Here is a 24363-nt window from a genome sequence, read left to right on the forward strand (position 1 = left end):
TCGTATAAGGAGGTGATCCAGCGCCAGGTTCCCCTAGCGCTACCTTGTTACGACTTCACCCCAGTCATGAACCACAAAGTGGTAAGCGTCCCCCCGAAGGTTAAACTACCTACTTCTTTTGCAGCCCACTCCCATGGTGTGACGGGCGGTGTGTACAAGGCCCGGGAACGTATTCACCGTGGCATTCTGATCCACGATTACTAGCGATTCCGACTTCATGGAGTCGAGTTGCAGACTCCAATCCGGACTACGACGCACTTTTTGGGATTCGCTCACTTTCGCAAGTTGGCCGCCCTCTGTATGCGCCATTGTAGCACGTGTGTAGCCCTACTCGTAAGGGCCATGATGACTTGACGTCGTCCCCACCTTCCTCCGGTTTATCACCGGCAGTCTCCCTGGAGTTCCCGACATTACTCGCTGGCAAACAAGGATAAGGGTTGCGCTCGTTGCGGGACTTAACCCAACATTTCACAACACGAGCTGACGACAGCCATGCAGCACCTGTCTCAGAGTTCCCGAAGGCACTCTAGCGTCTCCGCCAGATTCTCTGGATGTCAAGAGTAGGTAAGGTTCTTCGCGTTGCATCGAATTAAACCACATGCTCCACCGCTTGTGCGGGCCCCCGTCAATTCATTTGAGTTTTAATCTTGCGACCGTACTCCCCAGGCGGTCTACTTAACGCGTTAGCTCCGAAAGCCACGGCTCAAGGCCACAACCTCCAAGTAGACATCGTTTACGGCGTGGACTACCAGGGTATCTAATCCTGTTTGCTCCCCACGCTTTCGCATCTGAGTGTCAGTATCTGTCCAGGGGGCCGCCTTCGCCACCGGTATTCCTTCAGATCTCTACGCATTTCACCGCTACACCTGAAATTCTACCCCCCTCTACAGTACTCTAGTCTGCCAGTTTCAAATGCTATTCCGAGGTTGAGCCCCGGGCTTTCACATCTGACTTAACAAACCACCTGCATGCGCTTTACGCCCAGTAATTCCGATTAACGCTCGCACCCTCCGTATTACCGCGGCTGCTGGCACGGAGTTAGCCGGTGCTTCTTCTGTCGCTAACGTCAAATAATGCATCTATTAAACACACTACCTTCCTCACGACTGAAAGTGCTTTACAACCCGAAGGCCTTCTTCACACACGCGGCATGGCTGCATCAGGCTTGCGCCCATTGTGCAATATTCCCCACTGCTGCCTCCCGTAGGAGTCTGGACCGTGTCTCAGTTCCAGTGTGGCTGATCATCCTCTCAGACCAGCTAGGGATCGTCGCCTTGGTGAGCCCTTACCTCACCAACTAGCTAATCCCACCTAGGCATATCCTGACGCGAGAGGCCCGAAGGTCCCCCTCTTTGGCCCGAAGGCATCATGCGGTATTAGCCATCGTTTCCAATGGTTATCCCCCACATCAGGGCAATTTCCTAGGCATTACTCACCCGTCCGCCGCTCGCCGCCCAACAAATCCCCCGAAGGTTCAATGTTGTCGCTGCCGCTCGACTTGCATGTGTTAGGCCTGCCGCCAGCGTTCAATCTGAGCCATGATCAAACTCTTCAATTTAAGATTTTGTCGGCTCAATGAATACTGAACATTACATAAGTAATGTTTGAATTGACTGTGCTGAATCTTGCGATTCAATGGTCACTTCGTATCATTGAAACCTAATTTGAAACCGAAGTTTCTAATTGGATTATCATCAACGAGTGCCCACACAGATTGATAGGTCTATATTGTTAAAGAGCTTTCCTATTGAGCCTTGAGCTATGCGCCCCACTCAAATCGGACGGCCATTTTAGCGAGTTAAGGTTTAGTGTCAATCACTTTTTTTAAACTTTTTTCAAGCGTTTCCGCTTGGCTAATTTGGCTAGCTAACTCAGTTTCGTTTCTTTCGAAGCGTTGCCGTGTCAGCGAGGTGGCATTATAGGGATTGCGATCACATTGGCAAGCCATTTTTTGCGTTTTTTTTGAATTTTCTATCATTCGGGTGAAATATCAGCAAAAACACTCAAAAGAGCACGTTATTTCTACAGTTCTTTGAATTTATCCACGAAAAGAGTCACTTTTTCCCAGTTGGTGTATTCCACTTCTTTAGTGGTGTCGGTCTCCCCACCAGTCATCGACATGATGAACTTGATAATCATTTTGTCGAACCATCCATATCGCGGATAATAAAGCGCACCAGCAAACACACCTATCAAGGTTGGCTTCCAAGGGGATTTCATTAAGAACTTACGGATGTACGCACTGCCTTCCGGCGTATCTTTACCCTGGTCTTCTTTACGTGCCGTTAAGTTCACACAGAAGAAAGCCACTTTGTGCTGCTCCAACTGGGTGAGATGACGCTCAATAAATTGGTACAACTTCTTATTTAAATGACCATAACGGATCGATGCACCGACCAACACTTTGTCATAAGGGCTGAAATCAATCGTCTCTGCAGTGTGTAGATCCACTAAATCACAATCGAAGTCCGTCAACTTCTCTTCTATATAGTGGAAGATTTTTTTTGTTTGCCCTTCACGGGAAGAGTATAAGAACAACGCTTTTGCCACGATTTCCCCTTAACTACGCCAAAACGTTGGCGTGAGTAGAATGAGTAAGGTAAAGATTTCCAGACGACCAAACAGCATGGAGACGATCAGTACCCATTTTGCTTTGTCATTCACATCACCAAAATGCAGAGCCACTTCGCCCAGCCCTGGGCCAAGGTTATTCAACGTTGCAGCGACAGCCGAGAATGCACTCAGTTCATCCATGCCAGTTGCAATCAGGCATAACATACAGACAACGAAAACCAATGCATACGCAGAGAAGAACCCCCAAACGGCATCAACAACTCGTTGTGGTAGCGCAGTGCCGCCAACTTTAATGGTGTAGACCGCACGAGGGTGAACCAGACGCTTAATCTCACGCGCACCTTGTAAGGTAAGCAGTAAAATGCGGATCACTTTCATGCCACCACCTGTTGAGCCAGCGCACCCTCCTATAAAAGATGAAAACAGGAGAAGCACTGGCAAGAACAATGGCCAGTCTGCAAATCCAGTTGTAGTAAAACCAGCCGTCGTCGAAATGGAGACGGTTTGGAACAGCGCTTGGTCAAAAGCATCGTAAGTGGACGTGTATGAGTGATGCTTCAGTAATAATGAGAAGCAAACCACAAACAATATCACCTGTATAAAGATGAAAGCGCGAAACTCGGGATCTTTCCAATAGTATTTTGGGTGAACACCACCCGATGCAAATGCGGCAAAGTGCAGCGTATAGTTACACGCAGATATCAGCAGGAAAATCACGGTGATGAGATTAATCGTATAACTATCAAAATACCCCATGCTCGCATCATGGGTTGAGAACCCGCCAATTGCGATAGTCGAGAAACTGTGACTGATGGCATCGAACGGTGTCATACCCGCTAACCAGAACGCCGTAGCACATGCGATGGTTAAACTCAGGTAGATATACCAAAGGGCTTTTGCTGTTTCGGCAATACGTGGGGTCATCTTGGTGTCTTTTACTGGCCCCGGGATTTCAGCTCGATATAACTGCATGCCACCGATACCAAGTACTGGCAGAATCGCGACCGCTAATACGATGATCCCCATCCCACCGAACCATTGCAGTAACTGGCGGTAGAACAAAATCGCTTTAGGCAACTCATCCAGACCAACAATCACGGTTGCACCAGTTGTCGTTAATGCTGAAAACGATTCAAAAAACGCGTCGGTCACTGAAACATTAGGGTTATCTGAGATTAAAAACGGAATAGAGCCTGCACTACCCAATACCGTCCAAAATAAAACAACGATAAGGAAACCATCACGTGCTTTCAGCTCATGCTTGTGCCTGCGGTTCGGAAACCAGCAAACGGCTCCGCAAAACAGCAGAACAAAAAATGTCGCAACAAAAGATACACCTGCGCCATCCCGATACGTAAGCGCGACGATTGCGGGCGCGAGCATTGTGACACTAAAAAGCGCGAGCAATAGCCCGACGATTCGAATAATTGAACGAAATTGCATGGATTGATTGACTAGCGAAGCTGTCCCTGTTGCTTCCTATTTTTCATTATTTTCCGTCTAGCGGGGTAACAATTGCCTTTGCACCACTTTTATTGATGATAGCTTGGGTAAATGCGCTCACTTCACGAAGCTCAATTTCTACCACCAGCACGACCTGATCACTGTATTCAGCATCGACTTCAACTGCTCCAAACTGAGGCATAATAGATTGTGCGATAGGCATGAATCCATAGTCTAACGCTAGTCTGAGCTTTGTGGTTATTTTTTTCTCAATAGTTTGAAGCTGCTTGAGCGCTTGTTGAACACCACCACCATAAGCCTTAACCAAACCACCTGTGCCTAACTTGATTCCACCGGAATAACGAGTCACAACCGCAGTAATCTCCCCAACTCCAGATCCAGATAACTGCGCAAGAATAGGTTTACCGGCTGTACCCGATGGCTCGCCATCGTCGCTAAACCCCCATTTCATCGAATCTTCTGGCCTTCCAGCAACGAACCCCCAGCAATTATGTCTCGCGTCCGCATGCTTGGCTTTTATTTGATCCACAAACGCTTTAGCCGCTTCAATACTTGGCGTGTGGGCCAGATAAGTAATAAACACACTCTTTTTGATCTCTTCTTCGAACTGAGTTGGTTCCGCTGGTACTAAATAAGGCTGGTCATTCATAGAATTAGGTCACTTGTCTCTTTATCTAGAGTTTATCACGAGAGTGATTTCCGGGGTGCATAAGATCTGGCTCAGTGCACAGTGTTAAACACTTGTTTGAAAAATGTATTGAAATTAAACATTCGCCGATCAAAACTAACATTAATGGTCTTACCAGAATTAGAATAAAGCACTTCCTCGATACCTATTTTCCGAGGCTATTTTTACGAGGAAGGTAGCACCATTTAAATAGGTATACAGACAATCCCAGATTGTATGTCATGGAGATAGACAATGATTTACCAAGCCGAAACCCTACAGGTAAAGGAAATACAGGATGGTATTGCAGAACTTACTTTCTGCTCGCCAAAATCCGTAAATAAACTCGATCTAGCTACGCTTGAGTCTTTAGATAAAGCTCTTGATGCACTTATCGCACATCAAGGTCTGAAGGGCTTAATGCTTACCTCAGATAAAGACGCGTTCATTGTAGGCGCGGACATCACCGAATTCTTAGGTCTGTTTGCTAAAACAGATGCCGAACTGGATCAGTGGCTACAATTTGCCAACAGCATCTTTAACAAACTTGAAGACCTACCCGTTCCAACTATCTCAGTAATCAAAGGCCACGCTCTTGGTGGTGGTTGTGAATGCGTACTCGCAACAGACATGCGTATCGGTGATAAAACCACCAGCATTGGTCTACCAGAAACCAAACTTGGTATCATGCCTGGTTTTGGCGGTTGTGTACGTCTACCTCGCGTCATCGGCGCTGACAACGCAATGGAAATCATCACACAGGGCAAAGCTTGCCGCGCTGATGAAGCATTGAGTATTGGTCTGTTAGATGCTGTAGTAGAAACAGAGTCTCTATATGAATCAGGTCTGCAAACGCTGACTTCTGCAATCAACGAGAAACTTGACTGGCAAGCACGCCGCAAACAAAAGACATCACCGCTAACGCTGAGCAAGCTTGAGTCGATGATGAGCTTCACGATGGCGAAAGGCCTGGTGGCACAAAAAGCAGGTCCACACTACCCAGCGCCAATGACCGCTGTCATTACTATTGAAGAAGGCGCTCGATTTGCACGTAATGAAGCGCTGGATGTAGAACGCAAACACTTCGTTAAGCTGGCAAAATCAGAAGAAGCGAAATCACTGGTTGGTCTGTTCCTTAACGACCAATACATCAAAGGCATCGCTAAAAAAGCTGCAAAATCAGCAAATAAAGACACTAAGCGTGCAGCAGTACTTGGGGCGGGCATCATGGGCGGCGGTATCGCATACCAATCCGCGCTGAAAGGTGTGCCTGTACTGATGAAAGACATCGCTCAGTCTTCGCTAGATTTGGGCATGAACGAAGCATCTAAACTGCTTAACAAACGTCTAGAGACAGGTCGTCTTGACGGCTTCAAGATGGCTGGCATCCTAGCGTCTATTACACCAAGCCTGCACTACGCTGGCATCGAAAACGCAGATGTGATTGTCGAAGCTGTAGTTGAAAACCCGAAAGTGAAGGCTGCGGTACTAAGCGAAGTCGAGCAAAACGTTGGCGAAGATACGGTTATCACGTCGAACACATCGACCATTCCAATCAACCTGTTGGCTCAATCACTAAAACGCCCAGAAAACTTCTGTGGTATGCACTTCTTTAACCCAGTACATCGCATGCCTCTGGTTGAGATCATCCGTGGCGAGAAAACGTCTGATGAAACCATCAACCGTGTTGTGGCTTACGCTGCAAAAATGGGTAAATCTCCGATCGTAGTGAATGACTGCCCTGGATTCTTCGTCAACCGCGTACTGTTCCCATATTTCGGAGGTTTCAGCATGCTACTTCGTGACGGAGCAGACTTCACGCAAATCGATAAAGTCATGGAACGTAAATTTGGCTGGCCAATGGGTCCGGCTTACCTGCTTGACGTCGTAGGCATTGATACCGCTCACCACGCACAAGCGGTAATGGCTGAAGGCTTCCCTGAGCGTATGGGCAAACAAGGCCGCGACGCGATTGATTCTTTGTTTGAAGCCAACAAATTTGGTCAGAAAAATGGCAGTGGATTCTACAGCTACTCCATTGATAAAAAAGGCAAACCGAAGAAAACCTTCTCTGAAGAAATCTTGCCACTACTGGCAGACGTGTGTGCCGATAAACCTTTCCATGATATAGAACGCTTCGACGAGCAGACCATCATTCAACGTATGATGATTCCTATGATCAACGAAGTGGTGCTGTGTCTGCAGGAAGGCATTATCGCGACTCCTCAAGAAGCGGATATGGCTTTGGTTTATGGTCTGGGCTTCCCTCCATTCCGCGGCGGTGCGTTCCGCTACCTAGACAGCGTTGGTATTGCGGAGTACATCGAAATGGCAAAACAATACGCAGAGTTAGGCGCGATGTACCAAGTACCGCAAATGCTGATTGATATGGCGGCTAAAGGCGAAAGCTTCTATGGCGCACAACAGCAAGGTTCTATCTAAGGAGGGATTCCCAAAATGACTAATCAAACAAGAAATGTTGTCGTAGTAGATTGTCTACGTACCCCAATGGGTCGCTCTAAAGGTGGCGCTTTCCGTAATACTCGCGCTGAAGACCTTTCTGCACACCTGATGAAAGGCATTCTGGCGCGTAACCCACAAGTAAACCCAAGTGAGATAGAAGACATCTACTGGGGCTGTGTACAACAAACGCTGGAACAAGGCTTTAACGTTGCACGTAACGCAGCGCTACTGGCTGGTCTGCCAATTGAAATTGGTGCCGTTACTGTGAACCGTCTGTGTGGTTCATCAATGCAGGCTCTGCATGATGGTACTCGCGCGATCATGACTGGCGATGCTGAGATCTGTCTGATTGGTGGCGTTGAGCACATGGGTCACGTACCAATGAGCCACGGTGTGGATTTCCACCCTGGTATGGCAAAAAACGTAGCAAAAGCAGCGGGCATGATGGGCTTAACGGCAGAAATGCTGGGTAAGCTACACGGCATCAGCCGTGAGCAACAAGACGAGTTTGCTGCACGTTCACATGCTCGTGCTCACGCAGCAACTGTGGAAGGTCGCTTTAAGAATGAAATCCTGCCAACTGAAGGTCACGCGGCAGACGGCACACTGTTTACACTCGACTACGACGAAGTCATTCGTCCAGAAACGACCGTTGAAGGCCTGTCTCAGCTTCGCCCGGTATTCGATCCAGCCCATGGTACGGTCACCGCAGGTACGTCATCGGCTCTTTCAGATGGCGCATCAGCCATGCTCATCATGAGCGAAGAGAAAGCAAACGAGCTTGGCTTGAAGATCCGCGCACGCATCAAAGGCATGGCAATCGCAGGCTGCGATCCTTCCATCATGGGTTACGGTCCGGTACCAGCGACACAAAAAGCACTGAAGCGCGCAGGACTGTCTATCGAAGATATGGACGTAGTCGAGCTAAACGAAGCGTTCGCGGCACAATCTCTACCATGTGCTAAAGACTTGGGTCTGCTTGATGTGATGGATGAAAAAGTGAACCTGAATGGCGGTGCAATCGCTCTTGGCCATCCACTAGGCTGTTCAGGCTCTCGTATCTCAACAACATTGATCAACCTGATGGAAGCAAAAGACGCGAAATACGGCCTTGCAACCATGTGTATCGGTCTTGGTCAGGGTATCGCTACTGTTTTTGAAAGACCTTAGGTATTTGAAGCTGCATAGTGATCCACCCTGCAATCTGATGAAATGAACCGATACTAAAGAAATTTAGTATTAGACTTAAGGGCGACATCCAATGTCGCCCTTTTCTTTCTCGGAATGTCATTAACAAACTATGCATGTAAAGCATAGATTAAATGATGAACTTTCATTTTATTCATAATCAGACAAGACATACACTTAGAGGCAGTTAATATCTTGCTGCTGTGGCTTCTCAGCCACACTACCGCACACTCGGAGAACCTCATGTTTAATGCTCTAGTTCTAAACCAAGAAGACAAACGTACTATCGCCAACATCGAACAGATTGATGAATCTCAACTGCCGGAAGGTGACGTCCTGATTGACGTTGACTACTCATCGCTAAACTACAAAGACGGTTTGGCTATTACTGGAAAAGGTAAAATCATCCGTCATTTCCCAATGGTTCCGGGCATTGATCTGGCCGGTACAGTGGTAAGCTCTGAAGACGCTCGTTACCAAGCTGGCGACAAAGTGGTCCTTACAGGCTGGGGCGTAGGTGAACATCACTGGGGTGGCATGGCGCAACGTGCTCGTTTAAAAGCAGATTGGTTAGTGCCTCTGCCAAAAGGTTTAGACAGCAAAAAAGCAATGATGGTCGGTACAGCAGGCTTTACCGCTATGCTGTGTGTTCAAGCTCTGCTTGATGCAGACATCAAACCAGAAGCGGGCGAAATCCTTGTCACTGGCGCAAGTGGTGGCGTGGGATCAGTAGCGGTAACGCTTCTAGCTCAACTAGGTTACAAAGTAGCTGCCGTAACAGGACGTGTAGAACAAAACGGCCCTCTGTTAACAAAACTGGGCGCAAGTCGCATCATCGACCGTGTTGAGTTTGAAGAACCAGCTCGCCCGCTTGAAAGACAAATCTGGGCAGGTGCAGTAGATACTGTCGGCAGTAAAGTGCTGGCAAAAGTATTGGCACAAATGGACTACAACAGCGCAGTCGCGGCATGTGGCCTAGCTGGTGGTTTTGACCTGCCAACAACGGTAATGCCATTTATCCTACGCAATGTGCGTCTGCAAGGTGTGGACTCAGTGATGTGCCCGACTGAAAAACGTATCGCCGCATGGGAAAAGCTGGTTGAGATATTACCTGATAGCTACTTTGAGCAAGCTTGTACAGAAGTTGAACTGTCAGAAGCGCCAAAATACGCTGAAGACATCACCAATGGTCAAGTCACCGGACGAGTGGTTATCAAACTTTAAACAATACAATTACAAAAGAGCCAGCATTGCTGGCTCTTTTTAGATCAACCCAGTCCCATATCTTCGATACGCTTGGCAATCAACCGACCACACTCTTCTTTAACAATTCCTCGCAGCCACTCTTGTGCGGGAGAATGCTCGCAACGCGCATGCCAGATCATCGAGTAGTCAAACGGAGTAAATTCAAACGGCAAAGGTTTGACTATCAGGTCATAGCGTTCAGCCACTAAATACGCCAAGTCTGCAGGCACAGTGATGATGATAGGTAGAGTGTCGACAATCGCCAGTGCTGCTTCCAAATGATAAGCACGCAAGACCATTTTACGCGCAGGCTTATCGATCAAAGCCCGCTCTATAAGCGCATTGACACCATCACTGATGGCAATCATTGCGTGAGGAAAACTTAGGTAATCATCCAGACTCATCTCTTTAGCCGCCAGAGTGTGTTGTTTCGATAACAAACATAGCACTCCTACCCGACCTAATATTTCACTACGCAGTGGCTCTACAGGACCGGTAGGTCGACAAATCGCGAGATCAGCACCTTCATAGGTTAATTGATCAGATAACCTGTCGTGCTGCAATGGCAGAAAATTGAAGGATACATTCGGCGCCTCCTGATAAATACGTGGCAGAGCAAAAGGTAATATTGTCTGCATGGCGTAGTCTGTTGTCGAAATCGTGAATGTCAGATCACATTGCAACGGGTCGAATTCAACCGGAGAAAGCAGTTGTCGTAACGACTCTAATGGTTCGCCTAGCGAGCGATCAATTTCCAGCGCTTTCTGTGTTGGAATCAAATGCTGTCCCTGCCGCGTAAAAAGCGGATCACCCAGCAAATCACGCAGTCGACCAAGCACTCGACTCATCGCCGACTGGCTCAAATTCAAACGGGTTGCAGCCTTGCTTACACTGCTTTCTTCAATCAGCACACGTAATGCAACTAATAAATTAAGATCTCGACGATAAATGTCTTCTAATTCCACAATGACCACATACAATAGAAGGGATTAGATAAATTGTACTCTTCAGGCAAAAAAAATCCCGCCTTTCAGCGGGGAAGCCCAAGAAAAAATGGGGATAGTGTCGGAATGAAGTGCTTGGTAATAAGCCGGTGGAAATTTCAACGAATTTTGATTGAAAGAGCAGGACTAATTTTCTTGCTCGGATGCATCTGACCATTTATGCATCTCAATCCAAATACCAATAATCGTCGCAATCACGCCTACAAGAGGCAGTAGTGATGTTTCAGCTGGTGCTCTGAGTACTAATCCACAGAACGAGATAAAACACAGAACGGAGTAAATCGTAAGTCTGTCTAATGCTGTCAGCATCGTTTATCGCCTCCCTTTCACCACTTGTTACCAATTTGTTAATTTAAGGTAAAGCAAAAATAACAGTTTGCCAAGTGGTTATTGAATATTTTTTCCACGAACGTAAAATTCAACGCTAAGTTAGCTACGAGAATCACACTATGAGCTTTAATCCTGAACTGGCAACCAAGACATTAGAAGCAGAGGGACTGCGCTGCCCGGAGCCAGTGATGATGGTCAGGAAGACAATTCGCAACATGCAAGATGGTGAAATTTTGCTAGTAAAAGCGGACGATCCATCAACAACTCGAGATATTCCGAGTTTCTGTCGTTTTATGGATCACCAGTTGATTGCAGCACAAACAGAGCAGCTGCCCTATCAGTATCTGATCAAGAAAGGGTTGGAATAATCAAAAACGGCAGCCCAATGGGCTGCCGTTTGTTTATTCATCATATTCTAATGTGCGAACTTCTGACTGTAGCTTGTTGAGCTGTTTCTTCATCGCCCGCATTTCTTCATGCATCGGTATGATATGAGCAACCCGAATCCACGCTTCTACCGTTAAACCGGTAAGAACGAAAGTTCCCGCCACAATCGGTAACCACATATCGGTCAGCGCCAATGCCAACAAGCACAGCGCCAAACCAAAAGTGAATAAATAACTCTGACTTTTTGGGGTCATCCCCATGTAACGTGTAAGCATAAACTTGCCCTCTCGCTATCATTCACATCAATATACAAACTACCATGACAAGTATGACACTAATATGCCTCTCGTCACGCTACTGAACGATTTTAAGCCAGAGTTTGAAATAAGCCACGATTTCGCTACTTGTTGATAATTAGCACCATTTTCATCGACGTTTCGTGAACAAAGCCCCCTCTACAGTTTGCTTTGTCCTCGAACGCAAATTAGAAGAATGCAGCACCAACCGCCAATAAGATGAATAAAAAGGCGGTCACTTTACGAATAAGACCCAGAGGCATTTTATCCGCTGACAACTTACCAATCAGAACCACTGGGACATTCGCCAGCAACATACCAATCGTAGTACCTAACACCACCCAATTCAGGGCATCAGCATATTGCGCGCCAAGAATAGACGTTGCGATTTGGGTTTTGTCACCGATTTCAGCCACAAAAAAGGCAATAAAGCTGGCAATGAATGGACCTCGGTTGGAGATTTCTTCATCGTCATCAAGTTTATCAGGGATAAGAACCCAAGCCGCCATAGCTGCGAAGCTGACCACCAGCACCCATTTTAAAACTTCAGGAGACAGGTAATCGGCCACAACGACACCTAACCATGCAGCCAAAGCGTGGTTGGCAATAGTAGCCAAAAAGATTGCTGCAATAATAGGAACCGGCTTGCGGTATCGACTGGCAAGTAACAGGGATAGCAATTGGGTCTTATCGCCAATTTCTGCTAACGCTACAGTAGTAATTGAAATAGCTAAAACGCTCACGACATGCTCTTTGAGGCAGGGATTATTATATTTAACCGTAGACAAACCTCACGCCCCACCCCGGTTCGTGATGATTTGTCTAAGGTCTTGCTAAACTCGAAAGGCTTCGAGTCTCGAGCGCCATGGTGATTTTGCACCAATTATGTTGACGAACGAACCGGATGAATTGAACCTTCACCAGGTAAGCTACTCCCCAAAGACAGGCGCAATTCTAGCCAACCTTGTTGCACACCTCAAGCACCAATTCAGTCGAAAACTCCCTTTTAAGAAAAATACCGAAGATAACTCGGTAAAAATCCATTAAAGGAGAAAATTGTCCACGAATTAATCAAGATTAGCTCTACTCCCATGCTCAATATCTGGGTATACTTGATTGTTAATTTATTCAACCGTAATTACTCCTTATCGCCCTTGTTAGAGTTACAAAACTCGGCATAGAGAGCGAATTAACGAGTAACAAGAGAATCGCGCGAACCTGACTTATGCAAAAATACGATATCAAAACCTTCCAGGGAATGATCCTCGCGCTGCAGGATTATTGGGCTCAAAATGGTTGTACGATTGTTCAACCACTCGATATGGAAGTTGGTGCGGGTACCTCTCACCCAATGACCTGTCTACGAGCGATTGGCCCAGAGCCAATGTCGACAGCTTACGTACAACCTTCACGTCGTCCTACTGATGGCCGTTATGGTGAAAACCCAAACCGTCTTCAGCACTACTACCAATTCCAAGTAGCGCTAAAACCATCGCCAGACAATATCCAAGAGTTGTACCTTGGTTCTCTTGAAATTCTTGGTATTGATCCTCTTGTACACGACATCCGTTTTGTAGAAGACAACTGGGAAAACCCAACACTGGGCGCATGGGGTCTAGGCTGGGAAGTGTGGCTAAACGGCATGGAAGTAACTCAGTTTACGTACTTCCAGCAAGTTGGCGGCCTTGAGTGTAAACCTGTAACGGGTGAAATCACTTACGGTATCGAGCGTCTAGCTATGTACATCCAGGAAGTAGATTCTGTTTACGACCTTATTTGGAACATCGCCCCAGACGGCAGCAAAGTCACTTACGGCGATATTTACCATCAAAACGAAGTTGAGCAATCAACGTATAACTTCGAACACGCTGACGTTGATTTCCTATTCGGTTTCTTTGAGCAATGTGAGAAAGAGTGTAAAGAGCTCGTCGCTCTTGAAAAACCTCTTCCACTGCCGGCTTACGAGCGCATCCTAAAAGCAGGTCACGCATTTAACCTACTGGACGCACGTAAAGCGATCTCAGTCACTGAGCGTCAACGCTACATCCTGCGTATCCGTAACCTGACTAAGTCTGTGGCAGAAGCATACTACGCATCACGTGAAGCTCTTGGCTTCCCAATGTGCAAGAAAGAAGAAAACGCGTAAGGGAAGAGAGAAACATGGCAAAAGAATTTCTAATCGAGCTGGGTACAGAAGAGCTACCACCAACGCAGCTTCGTACTCTGGCTGAAGCATTTGCAGCAAACTTCGAAGCCGAACTTAAAGGCGCAGAGCTTACTCACGAAGGCGTAAAATGGTTCGCAGCACCTCGACGTCTGGCACTAAAAGTAGCCGCGTTGGCAGAAAGCCAGTCAGACAAAGTCGTTGAAAAGCGTGGCCCTGCTGTTTCTGCTGCATTTGACGCAGAAGGTAACCCAACTAAAGCGGCTCAAGGCTGGGCTCGCGGTTGTGGTATCACAGTTGACCAAGCAGATCGCGTGGTGACTGACAAAGGCGAATGGCTACTCTTCAATCAAGAAGTAAAAGGTCAGCCAACTTCTGATATCGTTTCAGAGCTAGCGGCAAAAGCACTGGCCAACCTACCTATCGCAAAACCAATGCGCTGGGGTAACAAAACGACTCAGTTTATCCGTCCGGTAAAAACGCTGACCATGCTGATGGGCTCAGACCTTATCGAAGGCGAAATCCTTGGCGTACAGTCTGACCGTACTATCCGTGGTCACCGCTTCATGGGTGAAAAAGAGTTCACTATCGATTCTGCTGATCAATACCCTGCACTTCTTGAAGAGCGCGGTAAAGTAATGGCAGATTACGAAGCGCGTAAAGCCATTATCCTTGCAGACGCTCAAAAAGCGGCGGCGGCAGTTGGTGGTATCGCAGACCTGGAAGATGACTTGGTAGAAGAAGTGACCTCTCTGGTTGAATGGCCTGTGGTACTTACCGCGAAATTTGAAGAAGAGTTCCTGAAAGTACCAGCGGAAGCCTTGGTTTACACCATGAAGGGTGACCAAAAATACTTCCCTGTTTACTCAGCAGATAAAAAACTACTGCCTAACTTCATCTTCGTGTCGAACATTGAATCGAAAGAACCTCGTTACGTCATCGAAGGCAACGAAAAGGTAGTACGTCCGCGTCTTGCTGATGCAGAGTTCTTCTTCAATACAGACCGTAAACGTCCTCTGATCGACCGCCTTCCTGAACTGGAAAACGCTATCTTCCAGAAGCAGCTTGGCACGATCAAAGATAAAACCGACCGTATCGCGGCGCTAGCAGGCTACATCGCTAAACAAATTGGTGCCGACGTAGATAAATCAACCCGCGCTGGCCTACTGGCGAAGTGTGACCTGATGACTTCTATGGTATTCGAATTTACCGACACACAAGGTGTGATGGGCATGCACTACGCGCGCCATGACGGTGAAGACGAAGCGGTTGCAGTTGCACTAAACGAGCAGTACATGCCGCGTTTCGCTGGTGACGATTTACCAACTGACGGCGTATCAACTGCGGTAGCGATGGCAGATAAACTAGATACTATCGTTGGTATCTTTGGTATCGGTCAAGCTCCTAAAGGCAGCGACCCATTTGCACTTCGTCGTGCATCACTAGGTGTACTGCGTATTATCGTTGAGTACGGCTACAAAGTTGATCTGGTTGATTTAGTGCGTGAAGCGAAAATGCTGTTCGGTGATAAGCTAACCAACCACAACGTTGAGCAAGACGTTATTGAGTTTATGCTTGGCCGTTTCCGTGCTTGGTACCAAGATGAAGGCTTCAGCGTAGACATCATTCAGGCAGTTTTGGCTCGTCACCCAACCAAACCAGCAGACTTCGATCAACGCGTGAAAGCAGTATCTCACTTCCGTGAGCTGGAAGCGGCAGAATCTCTGGCGGCAGCGAACAAACGTGTTGGCAACATTCTGGCTAAATTCGACGGTGAACTAGCGGAAGAGATCGACCTAGCGCTTCTACAGGAAGACGCAGAGAAAGCACTGGCAGAAAGTGTTGAAGTGATGACTGAAGCACTTGAGCCAGCTTTTGCGACCGGTAACTACCAAGAAGCCCTTAGCAAACTTGCTGACCTGCGCGAGCCAGTAGATGCGTTCTTCGATAACGTAATGGTAATGGCAGACGATGAAGCACTTAAGAAGAACCGTCTGACGCTATTGAATAACCTACGTAATCTGTTCCTACAGATTGCCGATATCTCTCTTCTTCAAAAGTAAGTAACCTGGTTACAAGCTGAAGAATAAATCACAAGAAAACCAAAGGGGAAGCGGATGCTTCCCCTTTTTTGTTGCCAACATTCTGATGTTAGAGAAGTTTATTATTCATTTTGTGAACAAGACAAAAATTTGTAGGGTGAGAGACGTTTAACTTGTTGGTACACCGCTCGGATTGTAGAGGTACCTTTTTGTTATAAAAGAGTTGTTTATTCGGGGGAAGGAAACAATGAAAAAAACAATTCTCGCACTCTCTATCGGTCTGCTCAGTGCCTGTAGCCAAATACCAGAAAATGCCATTGTACTGAGCGTCGGTGAAGACAAAGCCGTGTTTGAACAGAATGCGCAAGGCTTACTTATTGCGGAGCAAAAACTGGAGAAAGGAAATTACACCTTTACTATCGCCGACAGCAAGCAGAGCTGTGGTAGTAGCTTCGCACTGGCGGAAGAAAGCCGGATCAAATTCAATACGCCATTAAAAATGGATAACTGTGCAACTGACGCTAATATGCAGCTGCGCATTTTCAAAGCCAATACTTACCAGTTTACGCTGAACCCAAAGACCAACGAGCTCACAGTGAAGATCAAGCCACAACAATCTCAAAGTTTGGCTTACTCTTGCCCTGTCGCCACAGATACAGCAAAAACCATTAATGTGGGCGAGACCTTCAGTGATGGCACCTTGGTTCGGGATGCACTTTCCGGCCAAGAGATCACAGTAACGAACGGCACTGTAACTCTTCAGCCGGGACCGATGAGTCAGGGCCTGCTGCTGTTAGAAAAAGTAGACCAGCAAGCTGACAAACCATTCAGTTGGGATAACGCGACGGTTTACTTCGTCATGACGGATCGCTTTTACAATGGTAACGCGAACAATGACAACAGCTATGGCCGCAGTAAAGACGGCCAATACGAGATCGGTACCTTCCACGGTGGCGACTTAGCGGGCCTGACCAAAAAACTCGATTACATTGAATCACTGGGCGTGAATGCCATCTGGATAACCTCACCACTGGAGCAAATTCATGGCTGGGTAGGCGGCGGTGATAAAGGTGACTTCAAACACTACGGCTACCATGGTTACTATCATCAGGACTGGACCAAACTTGACGCCAACATGGGCACGAAAGAAGAGCTGCGTACTTTCGTCGATACTGCGCACAAAAAAGGCATCCGCATTGTTTGGGACGTGGTGATGAACCATACCGGCTATGCAACCTTAGCCGACATGCAGGAATTTGGCTTTGGTCAGCTTTATCTTGATGAGCAGGAAGCAAAAAAAGTACTTGGTGAAAATTGGACAGACTGGCAACCAAAATCGGGCCAGAGTTGGCATAGCTTCAACGATTACATCAAGTACAGTGACGGTGAAGCGTGGGAAAAATGGTGGGGCAAGGCCTGGATTCGAACCGACATCGGCAATTACGATGCACCTGGGTACAACGACATCACCATGTCTCTGAACTACTTACCGGATCTGAAAACCGAGTCGACCCAGAAAACCGGCTTGCCAAATTTCTTCCGTAATAAAGACACCAGTGCACGTGATGAGCAGAAAACCCCACGTGAGCACTTGATCACCTGGTTATCCGATTGGGTACGTGATTACGGCATTGATGGATTCCGTGTCGATACCGCGAAACACGTGGAAATGGACGCGTGGTCAGAATTGAAGGCCAGTACCACACAAGCTCTGGCAGAGTGGAAGCAAAACAACCCGGATAAAGCGCTGGACGATTTGCCATTCTGGATGACAGGTGAAGTCTGGGCACACAGCGTGGTGAAAAGCCCGTACTTCGATAACGGCTTCGACTCAATTATCAACTTTGAATTCCAAACAGACGTGGCACCGAAAGCTTTGAAGTGTTTTGCGAGCCTCGATAGTGATTACCGACGTTACGCGGAGCAAATCAATAGCGACCCGGAATTCAACGTGTTGAGTTACCTCTCTTCTCACGACACTCAACTGTTCTGGTCTGCACGTAGCCGCAGTTTCGATGATCAGGCGCGTGCAGCAAACGCGTTAATGCTGACACCAGGCGCGGTGCAAATCTACTACGGAGATGAAGTTGCCCGCGACTTTGGCCATACCGGCTCAGATACCCATCAAGGTACCCGTTCAGACATGCCATGGGATAAGATTCATGGCGAGCGTGAAGACTTACTGCAGCACTGGAAAAAACTGGGTGAATTCCGCAAACGTCATCCAGCTGTGGCACAAGGTCAGCACATCACGCGTAATCAGGAAGGCTACTACGCCTTCGAGCGCCAGTATCAAGGTGATAAAGTGCTCATCGTCTATACCGGCGAATAGCACATCCATCTATCCACCAGCAAGGGAAGCGTAGGCTTCCCTTTTTAATCCTCTTTTCGCTTTATAATCCATTCATCTGGTCTGAACAGACACTTTTTTCTTCTTCGAGTGAATTCACACTTTGCGTCGTTATAACATTAGGGTAAGGTCACGTATTACACTATAAGCTGATGCGCAATCAGCAAGATTACACAAAGCAATCACAATGAATTAGGTATAAGTAAACATGCAGTACTCAAAGTTTGGCGAAAAATTTAATCAGTATTCAGGTATCACGCAGTTAATGGATGATTTGAATGATGGTCTGCGTACGCCCGGTGCCATCATGCTCGGCGGAGGCAACCCAGCCGCCATTCCTGCCATGCTCGATTACTTTCACCAAGCCTGTGAGGAAATGCTCGCCAGCGGGGAGCTTATTTCTGCACTGACCAACTATGACGGACCTCAGGGTAAAAATGCGTTTATCAAAGCGCTGGCTCAGCTCTTCCGCGAAACCTACGGATGGGACATCAGCGAAAAGAACATCAGTCTGACTAATGGCAGCCAAAGCGGCTTCTTCTACCTATTTAACCTGCTCGCTGGCCAGCAACCAGATGGTTCGCATAAAAAGGTGTTGCTGCCGATCGCACCAGAATATATAGGCTATGGGGATGCAGGAATTGATGAAGATATCTTTATCTCTTACCACCCAGAAATCGAGTTGCTCGACAATGGTCTGTTTAAATACCACGTTGACTTCGAACAGCTAAAAGTTGATGACTCCATCGCGGCTATCTGTGCATCTCGCCCGACCAACCCAACAGGCAACGTGTTAACTGACGAAGAAATTCGTAAATTAGATAAGCTGGCGCGTGAAAACAACATCCCGCTGATCATCGACAATGCTTACGGTTTGCCGTTTCCGAACATCATTTTTGAAGATGTTGAACCCTTCTGGAATGACAATACGATTCTGTGCATGAGCCTATCTAAACTAGGATTACCGGGCGTGCGCTGTGGCATTGTGATTGCCAGTGAAGCGATCACTCAAGCTCTGACCAATATGAATGGCATTATCAGCTTAGCACCAGGCAGCGTGGGCCCTGCTATAGCCAACCATATCATTGGCAATGGCGATCTACTTAAACTGAGTTCAGATGTCATTAAGCCCTTCTACAAACAGAAGTCGCAACGCGCCGTAGAGCTCTTGCAACAAGCCATTACCGACCAACGTTTCCGTATTCATAAGCCTGAAGGTGCGATCTTCTTATGGCTGTGGTTTGATGAACTACCTATCACTACGATGGAATTGTACCAACGCCTGAAAGCTCGTGGGGTATTGATTGTTCCGGGTGAATACTTCTTTATCGGTCAGGAAGATGAATGGGATCATGCTCATCAATGTTTGCGCATGAACTACGTTCAAGATGACGAGATGATGCAGAAAGGCATTGCGATAATCGCCGAAGAAGTTGAAAAGGCGTACCGCGAAGTTAAATAGATAAAATTTCAAAAGAACGAATTAAAAAGAGCGCCTTTTCCATTACGGAAGGCGCTCTTTCTCACTCTATAGTGCAAATCACTTGCTGCTTAATTGCTTTCCAGCAGGTTGCCACCGCCAATAGCAATTTTACGTGGTTGCATCGCTTCCGGAATTTCACGAACCAAATCAATATGTAGCAGGCCGTTTTCCATTGATGCACCAGTGACTTTCACGTAGTCGGCTAGCTGGAACTTACGCTCAAAATCGCGTTCTGCAATACCTTGATAAACGTAGTTTTTACCTTCTTCAGCTGGACGTTCACCCTTCACAATCAACATGTTTTCGTTTTGGGTTAAGTCAAGATGCTCTTCAGCAAAGCCCGCAACTGCCATCGTAATACGGAAGTTGTGCTCATCTTTTTGTTCGATATTGTATGGAGGGTAACCACCGGAAGAGTTTTTCGCAGAACCCGCTTCCATCAGGTTTAACAGACGGTCGAAGCCAATAGCATTACGGTATAGTGGTGAGAAATCTACATTGCGCATAAATCTATCCTCTTAATCAAGCAATAGTCTTAGCCCAGATGACGGTCATCTAAAAAGCGAGGTTATGCAAAAACCAGCGCTGAGCTAAGCGATTCTTATCATTCCGCAGGCTGTTATCTTCAGCACGGAGACATGATGTGGAATCTTTAGGGTTAAGTTTTGTTGCTAAGACCACGTATCCTCTTCTGAGCGATTGGGTTTCAGCGATTGCAGAGGGCTGAACTTCTAGTCTTTAGCAAGCCAGCTAACCTCTTCAATTCTAGATATAAGGTCTGAAAGATTGCTTTCAAGGGTTAAAGCGAGAAAAATTTATGGATTTGAGGTCCTGTATTAAGATCCTAGGTTCTAGAATCCTAGGTCCTAGGAAAAACACAATTACGGATTACGGATTACGGATTACGGATTACGGATTACGGATTACGGATTACGGATTACGGATTACGGATTACGGATTACGGATTACGGATTATTTTTCAACCACCCAATCACGATGTCAAACACTTCTGTATTCTGTAATCCGTATTCCAAGACAACAAGCACCTGAGCTTATAGTTGTAACTGAACTAACCGCAGACACATCTAGGCCCTAGGATCCTAACCACCTAGGGCCTTTACTAATCAAAAACAAAAAAACGCCACCTCTTTCGAGATGACGTTTTTAATCACAATGAGTTGCGAGTTTTCGACTACACGTCTAGGTTAGCAACCTTCAGTGCGTTCTCTTCGATGAAGTTACGACGCGGCTCAACTTGATCACCCATTAGCGTTGTAAACAACTGATCTGCACCTACTGCATCTTCAATCGTTACTTGCATCATGCGGCGAGTTTCAGGATCCATGGTGGTTTCCCATAGCTGATCCGGGTTCATCTCACCAAGACCTTTGTAGCGCTGCAGGCTTAGACCACGACGAGATTCTTTAATCAGCCAATCTAGTGCATTAGCAAAGCTAGATACCGGCTGAGTACGCTCACCACGCTTGATGAATGCACCTTCTTCAATCAGGCCATCTAACGCTTCAGATAGATCCGCCAGTTTGCTGTACTCTTTCGAATTTAGGAAATCGATGCTAAGAACATGCTTATGGGTCACACCGTGAGTACGCACGATAATCTTCGGCAGATTTAGGCCTAGTTCTGCATGCTGCTCTACTTCGAAGCTGTACTGGCTCGCACCCACTTCTTTCGCGTTAAGTTGCTCAACCAACTGCTTGGTCCAAGCTTCTACCGCTGCTGCATCATTGCATAGTTCTGCTGTCAGACGAGGCGTGTAAACTAGCTCATGCATCAGTGCGCTTGGGTAACGACGACTCATACGATCCGCCAGCTTTACGCCCGCATTGTATTGCTGAACCAGTTTTTCCAGCGCTTCACCCGCAAGAGCCGGAGCTTCTGCGTTTACGTGTAGCGATGCACTGTCCAATGCTAACGAAACCTGGTATTGGTTCATCGCGTCTTCATCTTTGATGTACTGCTCTTGTTTGCCTTTCTTCACTTTGTACAGTGGTGGCTGAGCGATGTACACGTAGCCACGCTCGATCAGCTCTGGCATTTGACGGTAGAAGAACGTCAACAGTAACGTACGGATGTGAGAACCATCGACGTCCGCATCGGTCATGATGATAATGTTATGGTAACGCAGCTTATCTGGATTGTATTCGTCACGACCGATACCACAGCCTAGTGCTGTAATAAGCGTTGCTACTTCTTGAGAAGACAGCATCTTATCGAAACGAGCTTTCTCTACGTTCAGGATCTTACCTTTTAATGGCAGGATGGCCTGGTTCTTACGGTTACGACCCTGCTTAGCACTACCGCCCGCAGAGTCACCCTCCACTATGTATAGTTCAGAGAGTGCCGGATCTTTTTCCTGACAGTCTGCAAGTTTACCTGGAAGACCAGCAAGGTCTAATGCGCCTTTACGACGAGTCATTTCACGTGCTTTACGAGCCGCTTCACGAGCACGTGCCGCGTCGATGATTTTCGAACAAACCATTTTCGCTTCAGACGGGTTTTCAACCAGGAACTCAGACAGCTTCTCACCCATTACAGACTCAACCGCCGACTTCACTTCTGATGAAACCAGCTTGTCTTTGGTTTGGCTTGAGAATTTTGGATCAGGCACTTTTACAGATACGACTGCAGTCAAGCCTTCACGCGCATCATCACCTGACGTCGCAGTTTTCGCTTTCTTCGAGAACCCTTCTTTATCCATAAAGGTATTCAGTGTACGCGTCAGCGCTGCACGGAAGCCAGCCAGGTGAGTACCACCGTCACGTTGCGGGATGTTGTTAGTAAAACAGTAGATGTTTTCTTGGAAACCGTCATTCCATTGCATTGCTACTTCTACTGCAATGCCGTCTTCACGCTCAAAGTTGAAGTGGAATATTTTCTCGATGATCGGTGTTTTATTAGTGTTCAGGTGCTGAACGAATGCTTGAATACCACCTTCATACATGAAGTGGTCATGCTTGTCTTCTTCACGCTCATCAAACAGCTTAATAGAGACGCCAGAGTTAAGAAACGACAGTTCACGCAGACGTTTTGCCAGAATATCGTAATGGAATTCCGTGTTAGTGAACGTCTCAGCGCTTGGCCAGAAGCGAATTTTCGTACCAGTTTTATCCGTATCACCCACTACCGCTAGTGGTGCCTGAGGCTCGCCATGACGGTAAGTCTGGCTATGGATATGACCACCACGATTAATCGTCAGTTCGACTTTCTCAGACAGTGCGTTTACTACTGAAACACCCACACCGTGCAGACCACCAGATACTTTGTAAGAGTTGTCGTCGAACTTACCACCAGCGTGAAGTACCGTCATGATAACTTCTGCCGCTGAGATTTTTTCTTCTGGGTGCAATTCAGTTGGAATGCCACGACCATCATCGCTAACGGAAACCGAGTTGTCCTCATGAATTGTCACAACGATGTCTTTACAGTGACCTGCCAACGCTTCATCAATTGAGTTATCCACCACCTCGAAAACCATGTGGTGAAGGCCGGTGCCGTCGTCCGTATCGCCGATGTACATACCTGGACGCTTACGTACCGCATCCAGACCCTTCAGTACCTTAATACTCGATGAATCGTAATTTTCAGACATGAGTTTCTCTCTTCTAGTTTGACTCTATCCTGCCATGTTCCACATGAAACAATTTACCATGTTCGTCCAACATGTCGGCGATTTGGTTTTCAGTGATAGAGCTTACAAATACTTGTGCGCCCGTCTCTTTCAAGCAATCAGCAAGACGCTTGCGACGTTGGCTATCTAATTCCGACGCAAAGTCGTCAATTAGGTAAATACATTGTTTACCGGTCATTTCTGTCAGATGCTGCCCTTGCGCCACTCGCAATGCACACACCATGAGTTTTAATTGACCGCGTGACAGAACATCCTCCACCGGAGTTCCATTCACTTTAATGCGCAAATCCGCTTTATTTGGGCCACTAAAGGTGTAACCCAATGCCTGATCACGCTCGAAATTCTTCTCTAGTATCTCTTGGTATGGGGTGTCTTTATCCCAACCACGATAATACTTTAATTGGATCTCAAATTCTGGCAAAAATGTCTGACAGATGGTTTCTGCGACAATTTTCATCTGTTCGATGTAAAGCGCACGCCACTGGCTGATATTTTCCGCCAAACGTGCCATCTCCTGATCCCAGTAGCTGAGCTCTCGATAGCTGGTGGCGGTTTTTAGTAATGCGTTTCTCTGCTTATTAAGACGCTTAAAACGTCCCCACGCATCATAAAAAGCGGGCTCGGTGTGGAACACTCCCCAATCGATAAATGCGCGACGATGTTTTGGACCATCGGTAAGTAAATCAAACCCTTCCGGATGTATCAATTGCAGTGGTAACACTTGTGCCAGCTGCGCTAATTTTTGTCCGGATTGGCCGCCTATTTTAACCTCTGTCGAGCCATCGCGCTGCTTATTAATGCCTATTGGTAGCTCAAATTGATCAGAGTTCAAAAAACGCCCATGAACAAACAGTTCATCGCACTCATTTTGGATCACTCGACCAGTCAGAGTGCTTTTGAACGAGCGGCCATGTCCAAGCAAATATACGGCTTCTAAGACACTGGTTTTACCGCTGCCGTTCGGACCGATAAGAAAGTTAAAGCCTGCTGATAACTGAATATCACAGGCTTTAATGTTTCGAAACTGCTGAATAATAAGACGAGAAAGAGGCATTCT

The 24363-nt window shown here is 46.9% G+C and carries 18 protein-coding genes and 1 rRNA gene; 8 read left to right on the forward strand and 11 right to left on the reverse strand.

Annotated elements, in window-relative coordinates:
• Nucleotides 1-5 precede the first annotated feature (5 nt).
• The 4 genes from WJM94_RS20610 to WJM94_RS20625 form a co-directional block, all read right to left on the reverse strand.
• Nucleotides 6-1558: ribosomal RNA gene (locus tag WJM94_RS20610) — 16S ribosomal RNA — on the reverse strand.
• A gap of 464 nt (nt 1559-2022) precedes the next feature.
• Nucleotides 2023-2550, reverse strand: coding sequence for a menaquinone-dependent protoporphyrinogen IX dehydrogenase (hemG, locus tag WJM94_RS20615; RefSeq protein WP_444496053.1), 528 nt, complete (start codon nt 2548-2550; stop codon nt 2023-2025).
• 9 nt (nt 2551-2559) lie between these two features.
• Nucleotides 2560-4017, reverse strand: a complete 1458-nt coding sequence (locus WJM94_RS20620; protein ID WP_444496054.1) for a TrkH family potassium uptake protein — start codon at nt 4015-4017, stop codon at nt 2560-2562.
• Nucleotides 4018-4063: 46 nt separating this feature from the next.
• Nucleotides 4064-4687: a YigZ family protein gene (locus WJM94_RS20625; protein WP_444496055.1), complete on the reverse strand. Its 624-nt coding sequence runs from the start codon at nt 4685-4687 to the stop codon at nt 4064-4066.
• Nucleotides 4688-4960: 273 nt separating this feature from the next.
• Between WJM94_RS20625 and fadB the strand changes: the two genes are divergently transcribed.
• From fadB to acuI, 3 genes are all read left to right on the forward strand, one after another.
• On the forward strand, nt 4961-7147 hold the full coding sequence (fadB, locus tag WJM94_RS20630) for a fatty acid oxidation complex subunit alpha FadB (protein ID WP_444496056.1): 2187 nt from the start codon (nt 4961-4963) through the stop codon (nt 7145-7147).
• Between the two features lie 15 nt (nt 7148-7162).
• Nucleotides 7163-8338: an acetyl-CoA C-acyltransferase FadA gene (gene fadA, locus WJM94_RS20635; protein ID WP_444496057.1), complete on the forward strand. Its 1176-nt coding sequence runs from the start codon at nt 7163-7165 to the stop codon at nt 8336-8338.
• Nucleotides 8339-8599: 261 nt separating this feature from the next.
• A complete protein-coding gene (gene acuI / locus WJM94_RS20640) occupies nt 8600-9580 on the forward strand; it encodes an acrylyl-CoA reductase (NADPH) (RefSeq protein WP_444496058.1) in 981 nt (326 codons plus the stop codon).
• Between the two features lie 44 nt (nt 9581-9624).
• On the opposite strand, the gene WJM94_RS20645 is transcribed toward acuI, so the two are convergent.
• Together WJM94_RS20645 and WJM94_RS20650 are read right to left on the reverse strand one after the other, a co-directional pair.
• A complete protein-coding gene (locus WJM94_RS20645) occupies nt 9625-10566 on the reverse strand; it encodes a LysR family transcriptional regulator (protein WP_444496059.1) in 942 nt (313 codons plus the stop codon).
• Nucleotides 10567-10731: 165 nt separating this feature from the next.
• Nucleotides 10732-10914 (reverse strand): hypothetical protein, encoded by a 183-nt coding sequence (locus WJM94_RS20650; RefSeq protein ID WP_444496060.1) that lies wholly within the window; start codon nt 10912-10914, stop codon nt 10732-10734.
• Nucleotides 10915-11054: 140 nt separating this feature from the next.
• On the opposite strand from WJM94_RS20650, the gene tusA reads away from it, so the two are divergent.
• On the forward strand, nt 11055-11303 hold the full coding sequence (gene tusA, locus WJM94_RS20655; RefSeq protein WP_014230434.1) for a sulfurtransferase TusA: 249 nt from the start codon (nt 11055-11057) through the stop codon (nt 11301-11303).
• Nucleotides 11304-11336: 33 nt separating this feature from the next.
• On the opposite strand, the gene WJM94_RS20660 is transcribed toward tusA, so the two are convergent.
• Both WJM94_RS20660 and WJM94_RS20665 read right to left on the reverse strand, forming a co-directional pair.
• Nucleotides 11337-11597: a hypothetical protein gene (locus WJM94_RS20660; protein WP_444496061.1), complete on the reverse strand. Its 261-nt coding sequence runs from the start codon at nt 11595-11597 to the stop codon at nt 11337-11339.
• 209 nt (nt 11598-11806) lie between these two features.
• Complete coding sequence (locus WJM94_RS20665) at nt 11807-12361, reverse strand: TMEM165/GDT1 family protein (protein WP_444496062.1); 555 nt, start codon at nt 12359-12361, stop codon at nt 11807-11809.
• A 482-nt stretch (nt 12362-12843) separates the two neighbouring features.
• On the opposite strand from WJM94_RS20665, the gene glyQ reads away from it, so the two are divergent.
• From glyQ to WJM94_RS20685, 4 genes are all read left to right on the forward strand, one after another.
• Nucleotides 12844-13764, forward strand: a complete 921-nt coding sequence (gene glyQ, locus WJM94_RS20670; RefSeq protein ID WP_444496063.1) for a glycine--tRNA ligase subunit alpha — start codon at nt 12844-12846, stop codon at nt 13762-13764.
• Between the two features lie 14 nt (nt 13765-13778).
• The gene (gene glyS / locus WJM94_RS20675) at nt 13779-15845 is read left to right on the forward strand and encodes a glycine--tRNA ligase subunit beta (protein WP_444496064.1); all 2067 of its coding nucleotides are present in this window, start codon (nt 13779-13781) and stop codon (nt 15843-15845) included.
• Nucleotides 15846-16071: 226 nt separating this feature from the next.
• Nucleotides 16072-18156 (forward strand): alpha-amylase, encoded by a 2085-nt coding sequence (locus WJM94_RS20680; protein WP_444496065.1) that lies wholly within the window; start codon nt 16072-16074, stop codon nt 18154-18156.
• A 226-nt stretch (nt 18157-18382) separates the two neighbouring features.
• Nucleotides 18383-19636, forward strand: a complete 1254-nt coding sequence (locus tag WJM94_RS20685) for a valine--pyruvate transaminase (protein ID WP_444496066.1) — start codon at nt 18383-18385, stop codon at nt 19634-19636.
• Nucleotides 19637-19725: 89 nt separating this feature from the next.
• On the opposite strand, the gene WJM94_RS20690 is transcribed toward WJM94_RS20685, so the two are convergent.
• From WJM94_RS20690 to recF, 3 genes are all read right to left on the reverse strand, one after another.
• Nucleotides 19726-20163: an Hsp20 family protein gene (locus WJM94_RS20690; RefSeq protein ID WP_444496067.1), complete on the reverse strand. Its 438-nt coding sequence runs from the start codon at nt 20161-20163 to the stop codon at nt 19726-19728.
• 686 nt (nt 20164-20849) lie between these two features.
• Nucleotides 20850-23267, reverse strand: a complete 2418-nt coding sequence (gene gyrB / locus WJM94_RS20695; RefSeq protein ID WP_444496068.1) for a DNA topoisomerase (ATP-hydrolyzing) subunit B — start codon at nt 23265-23267, stop codon at nt 20850-20852.
• Nucleotides 23268-23280: 13 nt separating this feature from the next.
• A complete protein-coding gene (recF, locus tag WJM94_RS20700) occupies nt 23281-24360 on the reverse strand; it encodes a DNA replication/repair protein RecF (protein ID WP_444496069.1) in 1080 nt (359 codons plus the stop codon).
• Between the last annotated feature and the right edge of the window lie 3 nt (nt 24361-24363).

The organism is Vibrio sp. YIC-376 (assembly GCF_052353105.1).
In the GTDB taxonomy this organism is placed as follows: domain Bacteria; phylum Pseudomonadota; class Gammaproteobacteria; order Enterobacterales; family Vibrionaceae; genus Vibrio.